At 42.4% G+C, this 13131-nt stretch carries 12 protein-coding genes; 7 read left to right on the forward strand and 5 right to left on the reverse strand.

Going from position 1 to position 13131, the window contains the following annotated elements; translation table 11 throughout:
• Positions 1-8 precede the first annotated feature (8 nt).
• Complete coding sequence (gene aspS, locus AOC03_RS00695) at positions 9-1832, reverse strand: aspartate--tRNA ligase (RefSeq protein ID WP_062536315.1); 1824 nt, start codon at positions 1830-1832, stop codon at positions 9-11.
• Between the two features lie 411 nt (positions 1833-2243).
• Between aspS and sohB the strand changes: the two genes are divergently transcribed.
• The 4 genes from sohB (at position 2244) to AOC03_RS00715 (ending at position 6048) form a co-directional block, all read left to right on the forward strand.
• Positions 2244-3218, forward strand: coding sequence for a protease SohB (gene sohB, locus AOC03_RS00700; protein ID WP_062533143.1), 975 nt, complete (start codon positions 2244-2246; stop codon positions 3216-3218).
• A 176-nt stretch (positions 3219-3394) separates the two neighbouring features.
• On the forward strand, positions 3395-4033 hold the full coding sequence (locus tag AOC03_RS00705) for a DUF1543 domain-containing protein (protein ID WP_062533144.1): 639 nt from the start codon (positions 3395-3397) through the stop codon (positions 4031-4033).
• Between the two features lie 226 nt (positions 4034-4259).
• Positions 4260-5015, forward strand: coding sequence for a histidine phosphatase family protein (locus tag AOC03_RS00710; protein ID WP_062533145.1), 756 nt, complete (start codon positions 4260-4262; stop codon positions 5013-5015).
• A 331-nt stretch (positions 5016-5346) separates the two neighbouring features.
• A complete protein-coding gene (locus AOC03_RS00715) occupies positions 5347-6048 on the forward strand; it encodes an SDR family oxidoreductase (protein WP_062536317.1) in 702 nt (233 codons plus the stop codon).
• 104 nt (positions 6049-6152) lie between these two features.
• Here AOC03_RS00715 and AOC03_RS00720 read toward each other — a convergent pair whose 3' ends face one another.
• From AOC03_RS00720 to AOC03_RS00730, 3 genes are all read right to left on the reverse strand, one after another.
• A complete protein-coding gene (locus AOC03_RS00720; protein WP_062533146.1) occupies positions 6153-6947 on the reverse strand; it encodes an ABC transporter permease in 795 nt (264 codons plus the stop codon).
• 135 nt (positions 6948-7082) lie between these two features.
• Positions 7083-7871 (reverse strand): ABC transporter ATP-binding protein, encoded by a 789-nt coding sequence (locus AOC03_RS00725; protein ID WP_062533147.1) that lies wholly within the window; start codon positions 7869-7871, stop codon positions 7083-7085.
• A complete protein-coding gene (locus AOC03_RS00730) occupies positions 7871-8482 on the reverse strand; it encodes a hotdog domain-containing protein (protein WP_062533148.1) in 612 nt (203 codons plus the stop codon). Before AOC03_RS00730 ends, AOC03_RS00725 begins: the two co-directional genes overlap by 1 nt.
• Positions 8483-8691: 209 nt before the next feature.
• Between AOC03_RS00730 and xthA the strand changes: the two genes are divergently transcribed.
• The 3 genes from xthA (at position 8692) to AOC03_RS00745 (ending at position 11436) form a co-directional block, all read left to right on the forward strand.
• Complete coding sequence (gene xthA / locus AOC03_RS00735) at positions 8692-9510, forward strand: exodeoxyribonuclease III (protein ID WP_062533149.1); 819 nt, start codon at positions 8692-8694, stop codon at positions 9508-9510.
• Positions 9511-9588: 78 nt separating this feature from the next.
• Positions 9589-10812 carry a bifunctional glutamate N-acetyltransferase/amino-acid acetyltransferase ArgJ gene (argJ, locus tag AOC03_RS00740; protein ID WP_062533150.1) on the forward strand — a complete coding sequence of 408 codons (1224 nt, stop codon included), beginning with the start codon at positions 9589-9591 and terminating at the stop codon, positions 10810-10812.
• A gap of 225 nt (positions 10813-11037) precedes the next feature.
• The gene (locus AOC03_RS00745; protein WP_062533151.1) at positions 11038-11436 is read left to right on the forward strand and encodes a DUF4377 domain-containing protein; all 399 of its coding nucleotides are present in this window, start codon (positions 11038-11040) and stop codon (positions 11434-11436) included.
• A 128-nt stretch (positions 11437-11564) separates the two neighbouring features.
• Here the strand turns inward: AOC03_RS00745 and AOC03_RS00750 are convergent, their stop codons facing one another.
• Positions 11565-13001 carry an L-serine ammonia-lyase gene (locus AOC03_RS00750; RefSeq protein WP_204247931.1) on the reverse strand — a complete coding sequence of 479 codons (1437 nt, stop codon included), beginning with the start codon at positions 12999-13001 and terminating at the stop codon, positions 11565-11567.
• Positions 13002-13131: the final 130 nt, after the last annotated feature.

Consider the following 13131-nt stretch of genomic DNA (forward strand, 5'->3'; position numbering starts at 1 on the left):
CCATTTAATTAAGCAGGTTTATTGGTGTCAGATTGAACCTTTTCACGTACACGAATACCCAATTCACGTAGTTGCTTGCCATCAACTTCAGCAGGCGCTTGGGTTAATGGACACTCAGCAGTTTTGGTTTTTGGGAAAGCGATAACATCACGAATAGAGTCTGCGCCTACCATCAACATAATCAAGCGGTCTAAACCAAATGCTAAACCACCGTGCGGTGGCGCACCATATTTAAGGGCATCAAGTAAGAAGCTAAATTTATCTTCGGCTTCTTGCTCATCGATACCAAGAGCTTCAAATACAGCCGTTTGCATCTCAAGGGTATTGATACGTAAGCTACCACCGCCCACTTCAGTACCATTTAATACCATATCATAGGCAATAGATAGGGCAGTTGCTGGGTTGTTTTTTAACTCTTCAACTGAACCTTTTGGTTTAGTGAATGGATGATGCATTGACGTCCATTTGCCATCGTCGGTTTCTTCAAACATTGGGAAGTCAGTGACCCAAAGTGGTGCCCATTCGCAAGTGGTCATTTCTAAATCAAGACCAATTTTTTGACGTAACGCGCCCATCGCATCATTAACCACACGCGCTTTATCGGCACCAAAGAAGATGATATCGCCATCTACTGCGCCAGTACGTTCGACTAAGCTGGCAAGTACGTCATCAGTCATGTTTTTGATGATTGGTGACTGGAGACCAGATTCTTTATCAACGCCGTTATTAATGTTGCTCGCGTCATTGACTTTAATATAAGCCAAACCACGGGCGCCATAAATACCAACAAACTTGGTATATTCATCAATTTGCTTACGGCTTAATGAGCTACCACCAGGAATACGTAGGGCAGCAACGCGACCTTTTGGATCGTTGGCAGGACCTGAGAATACTTTAAAATCAACCGCTTGCATTAAATCAGCAACATCAATTAATTTAAGTGGAATGCGCAAGTCAGGCTTGTCTGAGGCGTAGTCACGCATCGCTTCAGCATACGTCATACGTGGAAATTGCTCAAACTCAACGTTCATCATCGTCTTAAAGACATGCTTAATCAAACCTTCGTTGATATTCATGATTTCTTCTTCACTTAAGAAAGAAGTTTCAATATCGACTTGGGTAAATTCAGGCTGACGATCAGCACGTAAGTCTTCATCACGGAAGCATTTAGCGATTTGATAGTAACGGTCAAAACCGGCAACCATCAATAGCTGCTTAAACAGCTGTGGTGATTGCGGCAATGCAAAAAAGTTACCCGGACGTGTGCGTGATGGTACCAAATAATCGCGCGCGCCTTCTGGGGTTGCACGGGTTAGAATAGGCGTTTCAACGTCTAAAAAGCCATGATCATCTAAATAACGACGAATCGCTGAAGTCGCTTTGGCACGGAATACCATACGCTCTTGCATCTCTGGACGACGCATATCAAGGTAGCGGTATTTTAAACGTAAGTCTTCTGATACCGTGGTTTTCTCATCGTTTAATGGGAAAGGTGGAGTTTCAGACTTGGCAAGGATTTCAATCTCTTTACCTAACATCTCAATTTGACCACTGGTCATATTGGCGTTTTCTGTGCCTGCGTAGCGTTGACGAACGCGACCAGTAATTTTTAACACGTACTCTGGGCGTGCGGCATCAGCTGTAGCAAACGCTTCTGGGGTATCTGGATCGACAACCACTTGCAGAATGCCTGCACGGTCGCGCATGTCTAAGAAAATCACGCCACCATGATCGCGACGACGATGTACCCAGCCAACGATAGTAATGGTTTGCTCTAGTAAGCTTTCGGTTACCGCGCCGCAATATTCGTCTCGGTATTCACTATGCATCATCATCTCACTTTGCGTCATAATATTTGTTATCCAGTTATCGGCCCAATACAAAGTACACTCTTACAGACAGTCGTATACTATCTAATGCTAATGGAAAAGCCCACAGCAAAAAATAGCATACATAACGCGATTAAGACAAATGGTCATCACGTTAGCTGCAGAAAATTTAGTGTAAACGCATATTATGCCTAAAGTGCTTTTATTATACAACTATAGCGATACAATCAAGGGTCACGGCTAGGTTTGATTTGACCTGCCGATTCAATCATAGTGGTAATGGGTTAAATATTATTGTCGCGCTTGAAAGTTAGACATAGCGTGCATATATCAAGCTAATATTCATACTTGTCTTCATCGCACAATATTTACAAAAACAATCCCAGCATTTTAAACTTTAAAGGAATTCTGCTTATGTTATTTCATCCGTCTAAAAATCCTGTTGAACTTAAAGTCATGCACCTTAATAAGACCCAAGCGCAACACCGTGAAGACCTAACTGAGGCGACTCAAGGTAAAGCGGCACTGAAACAGCTCAAAAAGAGCCTAGCTAAAAAAGCCAAGAAAGACTCAAAAAGTAAAGCGAAAGCCAAAGGCAAAAATAAAGCTCAACAAGTCTTTGTCCTCGACTTTGATGGTGATATGAAAGCAACTGCTGTTAAGCATTTGCGTGAAGAAATCAGTACTTTAATCAGTACCGCCAATAAAGGCGATGAAGTGGTGATACGCCTTGAATCTGGCGGTGGTTTGGTACACAGTTATGGCTTGGCAGCGGCGCAATTAGAACGTCTTAAAAGTGCTGGCTTGAAACTGACCGTCTGCGTGGATAAAGTGGCAGCCAGTGGTGGTTATATGATGGCGTGCGTGGCGGATAATATTGTTGCAGCGCCATTCGCAATTATTGGTTCGATTGGTGTTGTGTCACAATTACCTAATTTTCATAAATGGCTTAAAAACCACGACGTTGACTATGAGCAGTTTACGGCTGGCGATTATAAACGTACCGTTACTGTATTTGGTGAAAATGACGACGAAGACCGTGCTAAGTATCAAGAAGAGCTTGAGCAAACGCACAAGTTATTTAAGCATTTCGTGAATCGTTATCGCGGTATGCTTGACTTGGATAAAGTGGCAACAGGCGAGCATTGGTATGGTGAAGATGCGCTACATTTGAATTTAGTTGATAAACTACAAACTTCTGACAGCTATCTTTTAGAGCTGATGGATAATCATGAAGTGTATGCGCTACATTCACGCCAAAAGCCAACCTTTGCAGAAAAATTGGGTCTGGCACAAGCCGCTGAGGCAGCATTTAGCATCGCTATTAACAAACTTCCAGATGCCTTGATGCGTTTTGATTTTAACAGCCGTTTAAATATCTTAAAATAAAAATTAAGATAGTTTGTTAGTAAAACGATTTATCATTTATATCTAGCAATGACATTATTTATTTATATTAAAGGCGTACCCTTGTTGGTTGCGCCTTTTTGCTGCTTGTTCATAATAGATGTGCTATAAATAATGCGCTTTAAACTTATGTCTTTAAATTTATGTAAGGAGGCGTCATGCCAACGCTATTTATGATTAAAATTGGTGGTCGACCAAAAGGACGTTTGATAGAACAGCATGATATGTTTTTTGGCGTTGGTGATCATATTGGTGACTTTGTTGACGCCATTAATGTTCATTGGCCTGAGGTCAAGAACAAATGGCATCTAGACGCGTATCGGCAAGTGACCGTAGTCAATAATCATCGTATTCAGTGGCAGCCAACGACTGAACTACAAAAAGTGGCTACACAAAAAACGGATGCCGATAGCAACGCTACAAGCCTAAAACTCTACTTTATTAATTTGGGCGGTTATCTTGCTGGCGAGTTTGAAGAATATCATCATAAATTGCTCATTGTTGCGCCAACCCAAGCGGATGCTGTTAAACAGGCAAAAAAATCTGCGTTTTATCAGCACTATAGCTTTAGTGATAAAGATACGCCGTTTAACGCGGCATCTCACATTGATGATAAGCAGCAAGTTGATATTGACGAGATATATGATGTGAATGATTTATTAATAGGCGGTCGTTTATCAATCCTGCCATTAGCAGATGCAGATACTGATATTGGAATTTTGCAAGAAGATAAATCTTATATTGGCTATTTAAGTTTAAAGAAACTCCAGAACCTGAGTGAGTCTGATGATACGTGATGAAGTGATTTCTATTATTTTAAAAAGACCAACTTACAAATGAAAAGTTGGACGTTTTATGACGTGTTTGGTCTGTTTTGCTTAGCGGATATTGTGCCGTAGATTTATTACCGCTACTATTATTAGCAACATCTAAATCATCTGAAAACTAAGCAATGTTTTTAAGCAAACTCTCTAAAAAATAAGTTTGTGAATAAAAAATACAATAAAAACAGGTATATTAATAATGACAACGATTCTCTTAGCACGTCATGGTCAAGCTTCATTTGGACAAGAAAACTACGATCAGCTCTCCGAGCTTGGCTGTCAGCAGGCGCGTCTGCTTGGTCAACATTATGCCAACACCCAACGCCGGATAGATGCTATTTTTAGTGGTAGCTTGGTACGGCAGCGTGACTCAGCGCGTCACTTTTGGGATAAGTATCAGCCGTCTATTGGCGTCAGTGGTCATGTGCCTATACTTGATATTGAAACGCCTAACAGTTATGTACTACCTGTCTTTAATGAGTTTAATCATGAAGATGTATTCATGAAATCTACCCCTCATCTGACCACGCAGGCACAAGTTGCAGCAGAGCTTACTAAAGCCAATAAGCCATTGACACGATTGGGTGAGATGTTCGGTGAGGCGATGGTACGATGGCATGGTGGCGACCATGATGATGATTATATCGAGAGCTGGCCTACCTTTAGTAAGCGTGCTCAACAGGCGTTAGAGCAGGTAGGCGCGCAAGTTGCTCAGCTTGATCATCTACACCAAGACAGTACGGTATTGGTCTTTACCTCAGGCGGCGTCATTGCCGCCATTACGGCGCATTTATTACAGCAAGGCAGTCAAACGGCATATCAGCTGACCCAAAGCTCGGTCAATACTGGCGTCACGGCTATCAGCTTACCGCACCTGACAACGCCACAGCTACTCGCGTTCAATGAGCATAGTCATTTATTTGTGAAAGGTCAGCATTTTGTGACGAAGCACTAGAAATAATAGGAATATGACTCATATTTGTGGACATTAGGCGGTTGTTAATACACAATCGCCACTCATTTACCAACATATATCTATTATAATGTCTTATTTTTAACTTTACGCTTTGTGCTTTTATACTTTTAATGTTGATAGCTATACCTACAAGGAAGTGCCCATGCCATATAAATTGATAGATTTAGTCACGCAAACTGCTAAACAAAGTACGAGTCAAGCATTTAGCGCCATTCAGCCCGCCCGTTATTTAAAAGGGCTGTCTAAGCAGCAAGTTGGTCGCGATAAAACCGTTTTAATCACGGGTGCCAGCTCAGGGCTAGGCGAAAATATGGCGCGTCTATTTGCGCAATTAGGCTACAATTTGGCAATCTGCGCCCGTCGTACTGATCGCTTAGAGCAATTAAAAGCGGAACTTGTAAAAGGTTATCCTGATATTCGTATTGAATATCGTGCATTAGATGTTAGTGATTATGATGCTATTTTTAAAGTCTTTGATGCCTTTGCTGCTGACTTTGGGCAAATTGATCGCGTGGTGGTTAATGCCGGTGTAGGTGAAAGTCGCCGTATTGGTAAAGGGCGTTTTGAGACCAATCGCCGTACTGCTGAGATTAACTTTGTATCGGCATTGGCACAATGTGAAGCGGCAATGACGATATTCCGTGCCCAAAACAGTGGTCATTTGGTCGTGATATCCAGTATGTCAGCGATGCGTGGTTTGCCTAAGCACATGACTACTTATGGGGCGAGTAAGGCAGGTTTGGCGTATTTGGCAGAAGGTATCCGTGCGGATATGCTGCTGACGAACTTACCCATTAAAGTCTCTACCATTTATCCGGGTTATATTCGCACTGAGATTAATACCAATGCCAAGCCACTACCGTTTGAAGTGGATGCGGATACGGGTACTAAAGCTATCGTCGCAGCGATTGAGGCGGGCGTTGATGAAGCCTGCGTGCCTAGCTTGCCATGGTCAATCGTCGGTCAAGCGATGAAGCGCCTACCGTTAACAGTGGTCAATAAAATAAGCTAAGCGCGTTTTGTATAAGCTTAAATAATAAAAGCCCTCTGTATTTAATATCGAGGGCTTTTTTAATGCTTTTCTGCTATTCACAAACCATTAATAATAAACGAGCATTAGCTCGGTAGAATAAGCTGCTGCTGACGATTAAAAAACCGTCGATAGATAAGCAGAGCGCTTAATGTGCAGCCAAGTGTACTGCTCACACATATTAAAAACATGGTCACAATTTGATAACGTACGGCTTGGGTAGGGTCGGCACCCGCCATTATTTGACCCGTCATCATCCCCGGCAAGCTAACGATACCAACCACCAGCATAGAGTTGAGCGTTGGCGTCATACCATTTATAATCGCAGCGCGAATGGGTTCATGTACCGCCTCATATGGTGTGGCTGATAAGGATAGCATCATCTCAATACGCGCTTGTTGCTCATGAAAGGTGTTGATAAGCTGATTACTGGTTAATGAAATAGCCGTTAATGAGTTACCTAATATTAGTCCCAATATCGGAATAATAAATTGCGGCGTATACCAAGGTTTTACCTGTAAAATCAGCAGGATTGCGACAATAGTGACCAGTATTGCTGAGGTGCTCACGGCAATAAAAGTATCCGTTAATAAACCTTTATAAGCACGTTTAACACGATTCTTAGCCGCTCCTGCCGCAATTAATGTCATGATGGTCAAAATGACCAATACTTCATACCAGTGTTCGCGAGCAAATATCCACGCCAGTATCAGCCCAATAAAGCTGAGCTGGATGATGGTACGCACCGCTGCCATTAATAACGTCTTGGTTAATCCTAAGCGCAGTCGCCACGATACTAATAGCACCACTATTATCAGGCTGCTGGCAAGTGCCACATCTGTATAAGTTAGTAAAATTTGCAGCTCATTAGTCTCATTCATTATCAGGTAGCCGCGCTCGTTTTTAAGGTAGGTTAAGATAAGATAAATTAGGACACGTCGAGAATAAAAAGATTGGTTTGAAAATATAAGCTTTTATATATAGGTTGCTATAAATGTATTGACTTATACCGTATTCTACTTATTATTAATCGTCACGTCCGTTAATATACCTGCTTGCATATCCCAATGTCTAGCGGCTAAAGGCATGATGATTTGAGTATCGTGCGTCACCCATAACAGGGTTCGCCGCGGTTCAGCTTGTAGCCACCCCATTAATAATTGAATAAGGTGGCTAGCCGTTTCTGTATCGAGTGCCGCAGTGGGCTCATCTAAAAGCAATACTTGCGGTTGCAGCTGTAATAATCGCAGCGTATTCACGATTTGGCGTTCGCCACCGGATAAATGCGCAGCTGATTGTTGTAAAAAAGTCTCACGTCGTTGTAAGCATGCTAATTGCTGAATATGCCAGTCGATATTAAAGTGGCTATGCCGATGCGCTTGCAACGTATAAGGCAGTTGCAAATTATCAAGGACACTGCCTTCTACGAGCTCAGGATGCTGTGCCAGTAATGCGACTTGCCTGCGCCACTGGGTAGCAGACGTATCACGAATATTAAGCCGCCCATTGTCATTATGAAGCCAAATATTCCCAGTAGTCAACGGCGATAATCCTGCGAGCACTCGTAATAATACCGACTTACCGCTACCAGAATGTCCGGTTAATACAGTTAGTTGCCCTTGTGAGAGTTGACCGTTGGCAGCATTGATTAAAACTTGCTCGTTATTTACCTGATTGTCATTCGTTTTAGATCTGGTTTTATGCGCAGTATTGGTGGAATCTGTGTCTAAAAGACGCTTACTATGCACCCAAATATTGTTAAATTCCAATAATAGGTTATTTGCGCGGTCAGGGACTATCAACATTATTGCTCAGTCAACTGCTGCGAAATAGCGTGCTGAATGCTATTATGTAGCAGTGGTGGCACGCGAATCGGACGAATCGGTGCGGCATTAGCAGCGCTTGAAGCATTATTGTCAGACTGCTTTGATGGCTCAGAAGATTTGGTTTGATTTTGCACACAAGCAATGACAATTTTGGCGCTGCTTAATAAGGTGTCAGCTGGTCTGTTATTAACTGCATTAGCTTTCTGTGCCGTATCATTTTCAGGGAGATGACGATGAATGCTTTGATAAAAGATAATGCTGGCAGGTTTGAGTTCAACCTTATCAATACGCACGCTAATCACTTCATCTAAAAATATGGCTTTACGGTACTGAATATCGGCTTGACTGACCACAAAATGCTGAATTTGACAGTCGTCCGTTTGTAAAAAGTAAGTATTTAAGCCCAGTGTGGTAAACCAATCACGGCGGCAATTTTCAAAAAATACCAAATTATTGGCATGATAGACGATACCGCCTGCGTCCGTATGGTTAATATAAACGTGATAATCAACGGCAAAAAGTGGCTGTATAGCCGTCTGTGCAGTGGTTGCCTTTTTTGTGCTTGTCGTTGTGGTAATAATGGTAGACATAAAATAACTCGATAAAAAGGCTTGCGGCTGTAATAAAACGCAACGTCATAATAAGAAAGGGTATAGTTTAATGATTGTACTGATAATATCAATCAAAGGACAACGATAGCAAAATAATTCACTATTTTATTCGCATTAAAAATAGTCAACGCTAATAATAATCATATTTCAACTTATTAATTTCAAACTTATAATTATAGGAATAACGCATGACTCGCTTTGTCTGTTTTAATATCAATGGTATTCGTGCCCGTCAGCATCAGCTGGAAGCATTACGCGACATTATTGACCCTGATGTGATGGGCTTGCAAGAAACCAAGGTTCATGATGAGCAATTTCCGCTTGAGAACGTTGAGAGTTTGGGGTATCACGTCGAGTATTTTGGGCAAAAGGCACATTATGGCGTCGCATTACTATCTAAAGTTGCGCCTATTTTTGTGCAAAAAGGATTTCCTAATGACGATGATGAGGCGCAAAAACGCTTTATTCATGCCCGTTATGAGTTGCAAGGACGTGAGATTGATGTGCTAAATGGCTATTTTCCACAAGGTGAAAGCCAAGATCATCCGACTAAGTTTCCGATGAAGCGTGCCTATTATGCCGATTTAATGGCGTATATTGATATGTTAAAGGCAGAAGGGCGTTCGTTGATTATCATGGGTGATATGAATATCGCGCCAGAAGATATTGATATCGGTATTGGTGAGGTTAATGCCAAGCGTTGGTTAAAGAATAGAAAAACCTCGTTTCTTCCTGAGGAGCGTGAATGGTATGAGGCGCTCATGTCACGTGAGCTGACTGATACGTATCGTCTGCATTATCCAGAAAGTACGGAACTATATAGTTGGTTTGACTATCGCAGTCGTGGCTTCGATGACAGTCCTAAGCGCGGTTTACGTATTGACCATATTTTATGTACGCCTGATTTAAAAGATAAGTGTACGGACGCTGGTATCAGTTATGAGCTACGCGGTATGGAAAAACCGTCTGATCATGCGCCGATTTGGTCAGCATTTGACTTGAGTTAATTCTAGCCATTCTACTTATCAAAAATATGACTCATTACTTTTTAAATTTAATAAAAACCAATTAATAAGGATTTTAAAATGGCTGTTGGAAATGTTGCAGTGCCTCAAACTATTTATGCTATTGATGGTATCAAGCTCAGTGTGACGGCTGCGGGCGTGCGCTATAAAGGCCGCGATGATTTGGTGGTTATCGAAATAGCAGATTCGGCAGCGACAGCGGTTGTTACCACGCAGAACGCTTTTTGTGCCGCACCTGTACGGGTATTGCGTGAGCATTTTGCTGCCGCTGCGCCACGTTATTTGGTCGTCAATACTGGTAATGCCAATGCGGGAACAGGCACTGATGGCAAGCGTCGTGCTGAAGATATCTGTGCGGCATTAGCATCAAGAACTGGCGTGAATGCTGATACGGTACTACCGTTTTCTACCGGTGTGATTGGCGAACCTCTCAACAGTGAAGCGGTAATAGCTGGACTCGATAGCGCATTGGCAAATCTTAGCGCGGATAACTGGCACGCTGCTGCTAATGGCATTCTTACTACGGATACGATACCGAAAGTTGCGAGCCAAAAAATCACCGTTGCTGGCACTGACTACCATATAACAGGTATGTCAAAAGGTTCTGGCATGATTCGCCCTAATATGGCGACCATGCTTGGCTATGTTGCTACCGATGCCAATATTGCACCGGACTTATTGCAAGAAATGCTGAGTGCCATTAATCAGCAATCCTTTAACCGCATCACGGTCGATGGGGATACCTCTACCAATGATTGTTGCGTACTAATAGCAACCGGCAAAGCCAGCTCGGAAGTTATTGATAGCCCTGAACATCCACATTATCAGGCAGTGTTTAATGCGTTGACCGAGGTATTCGTGCGCTTGGCACAATTAATCGTGCGTGATGGTGAAGGCGCGACGAAATTTATGACGGTTAAAGTGACTGGCGGTAAAACCACGGAAGAATGCTGTGATGTAGCGTATGCGGTTGCACAATCACCACTCGTTAAAACGGCCTTTTTTGCCAGTGATGCCAATTGGGGACGCATCCTTGCGGCAGTTGGCTATGCAGGCGTGGAGGATTTAGATACTGAACAAGTGAATGTCTCGCTTAATGAAGTGATGATTTGCCAAAATGGTAGCGTCGCTGCCGACTATACCGAAGCAGCAGGGAATGCCGTCATGAGCCGCCCTGAGATTACCATTCAGATAGATTTGGCGCGTGGCACAGCAACTGATACCGTTTACACCTGCGACTTATCGTATGATTACGTCAAAATAAATGCCGACTATCGTAGCTAATCGTACCAAATGATTATTCATTATTAAAAGTCATTGTTAAAAAAATACTCTCAGTTATTACTGTTGACTAACACTAGTTGCAAAACCTGACGTTAACTTACAAAGCGGATATAGAGGATAAGGTTTTGAGCGGTTTATACTTATTGCGGTAAACAACAAACGGTTCAAATAAAATAATCATCATAAATATTTCTACTTTAATAATAATTAACTGAGGATAAGGTAATGAAAAAGTTAGCGATTGCAGCATTAGTAACAACATTTACAGTGGCAGGCTGTTCTACTATGAAGTTAAATGACGAGCGCGCCATGGTGGTTGAAGGCGAAGCGGTCAAGGTAAAAGTAGTGAATATTCCAAGCTTTCAAGTAGAAATCGCGCCACGTAAAGCAGTGTGTCAGGTGACAGATACCGGTGGAACGGTAGTCGAAGCCCAATGTTTGCAATATCGCCAAACGTATCAGAAAAATTACAACACCTTAAATGGTAACATTCAAGGCTTTACTTATGAGCCAAATTACCGTTACGTGTTAGATGTGCGTCAAGAAGCGGTTGCTGATACGGCATCAGGTGTGGTAAGACCACTATGGTTCTTAAATAGCATTGTTTCAAAAACAGCTGAGTAGGTATTAAAGTTGGTTAAGTAAGCGCTATTTTTGATAATAACTATTATTTATTGATAATAAAAAGTTAATAAAAAAGCCTCTAATCAATTAGAGGCTTTTTCGTGTTGCGAGATTTTTGATGGGCTATATTAGCATTGGCTGTATTTTACGCTGACGCCATGGGTAGCGGTAGGAATGCGGTTATCAGCATAAATAGCCAATCCACCACGTGACGTTTCTTTATAAATATCCATCATATCTTCGCCCGTTTGTTTCATGGTCTCAACCACTTTATCAAAAGACACAAAATGCTGTCCATCACCGCGACAAGCCAGACGTGCTGCATTAACAGCTTTGACGCCGCCCATCGCATTACGTTCAATACAAGGTACTTGTACTAACCCGCCAACAGGGTCACAAGTCAGACCTAAGTTATGCTCGATGCCTATCTCAGCGGCATTAAGACATTTAGCCGGATCGCCACCTAATATTTCTGCTAGTCCAGACGCTGCCATCGCACAGGCAGAGCCGACTTCCCCTTGACAACCCACTTCAGCCCCAGAGATAGAAGCATTTTGTTTGATTAAACTGCCAATAGCGGTGGCATTTAATAAGAATTTGCGTGCGCCATCAAGGCTGTAGTCTGCTAAGAAGTCGCGATAATAATGCATGACTGCAGGAATAATGCCTGCCGCGCCATTGGTTGGTGCCGTAACCACGTTGCCACCATTCGCATTTTCTTCATTAACCGCTAACGCATATAAATCTATCCAATCCATCGCCGCAAGCTTATCACTTTCGGTAGTCGGCAGATCTTTTTCCGCGCACAGTTGTGAATAGAGCGCTTTGGCGCGGCGTTTGACATCTAAGCCACCTGGCAAGATACCGCTATTTTCACAACCACGTGTCACGCAATCTTGCATCGCCGTCCAGATAGAGTCTAGATAGGCAAATACTTCTTCTTGGCTGCGATAATGCAGCTCGTTAGCCAATACCAATTCACTAATACTTAAATCATGCTGACGACACTGTTCAAGCAGTTCAGCAGCACTATTAAACGGATAGGGGATAGAGTCTATAGTTGGTGTGCCATGGTCTTCATCAGGATTATGGGCATTTTCTCCATTAATAACAAAACCACCGCCTACTGAATAATAGGTTTGTTGATAATGGGTATTGTCTGCTAAGCGTGCACGAATGATCATCGCGTTAGGATGATAAGGCAATACCGTCTCGCCATACCAATGAATATCACGTTCCGTATCAAAAGCAATGGTATGATCGCCTGATAGATTAAGCTGCTTATCAGAAAAAATGGGCGACAGATATTGACTGGTCAGACGGGTATCAATCGTGCTGGGCTTGTGCCCAAGTAAACCTAGCAGTATCGCCGTATCGGTCGCGTGTCCCTTACCCGTTGCTGCGAGTGACCCATACAGCTCAATCTCTAGACCAATCACATTGGTTAAGGGCGTTTGCTTGAGTAGAGACGCTAAAAATAAGTTAGCCGCTACCATCGGTCCGACAGTATGTGAGCTTGATGGACCAATGCCAATTTTAAATAAGTCAAATACACTAATCATAATAAGTTACCAAAAAAGTGAAATAGAGTCAGCGCAACCATATAGCCTATAGACACAATACGTGCATAAAAAATATGACGGATAGAGGTGAATACCGCTAATCAGTGGATTTATAGCTTCGTTTATAAAAAAA

It is taken from the genome of Psychrobacter urativorans (assembly GCF_001298525.1).
Taxonomy (GTDB): domain Bacteria; phylum Pseudomonadota; class Gammaproteobacteria; order Pseudomonadales; family Moraxellaceae; genus Psychrobacter; species Psychrobacter urativorans_A.

Bases quoted from the DNA above. Each gene is read 5' to 3' on its own strand.
- aspS (WP_062536315.1), bottom strand. From the start codon at position 1,832: ATGATGCATAGTGAATACCGAGACGAATATTGCGGCGCGGTAACCGAA.
- sohB (WP_062533143.1), top strand. From the start codon at position 2,244: ATGTTATTTCATCCGTCTAAAAATCCTGTTGAACTTAAAGTCATGCAC.
- AOC03_RS00705 (WP_062533144.1), top strand. From the start codon at position 3,395: ATGCCAACGCTATTTATGATTAAAATTGGTGGTCGACCAAAAGGACGT.
- AOC03_RS00710 (WP_062533145.1), top strand. From the start codon at position 4,260: ATGACAACGATTCTCTTAGCACGTCATGGTCAAGCTTCATTTGGACAA.
- AOC03_RS00715 (WP_062536317.1), top strand. From the start codon at position 5,347: ATGGCGCGTCTATTTGCGCAATTAGGCTACAATTTGGCAATCTGCGCC.
- AOC03_RS00720 (WP_062533146.1), bottom strand. From the start codon at position 6,947: ATGAATGAGACTAATGAGCTGCAAATTTTACTAACTTATACAGATGTG.
- AOC03_RS00725 (WP_062533147.1), bottom strand. From the start codon at position 7,871: ATGTTGATAGTCCCTGACCGCGCAAATAACCTATTATTGGAATTTAAC.
- AOC03_RS00730 (WP_062533148.1), bottom strand. From the start codon at position 8,482: ATGTCTACCATTATTACCACAACGACAAGCACAAAAAAGGCAACCACT.
- xthA (WP_062533149.1), top strand. From the start codon at position 8,692: ATGACTCGCTTTGTCTGTTTTAATATCAATGGTATTCGTGCCCGTCAG.
- argJ (WP_062533150.1), top strand. From the start codon at position 9,589: ATGGCTGTTGGAAATGTTGCAGTGCCTCAAACTATTTATGCTATTGAT.
- AOC03_RS00745 (WP_062533151.1), top strand. From the start codon at position 11,038: ATGAAAAAGTTAGCGATTGCAGCATTAGTAACAACATTTACAGTGGCA.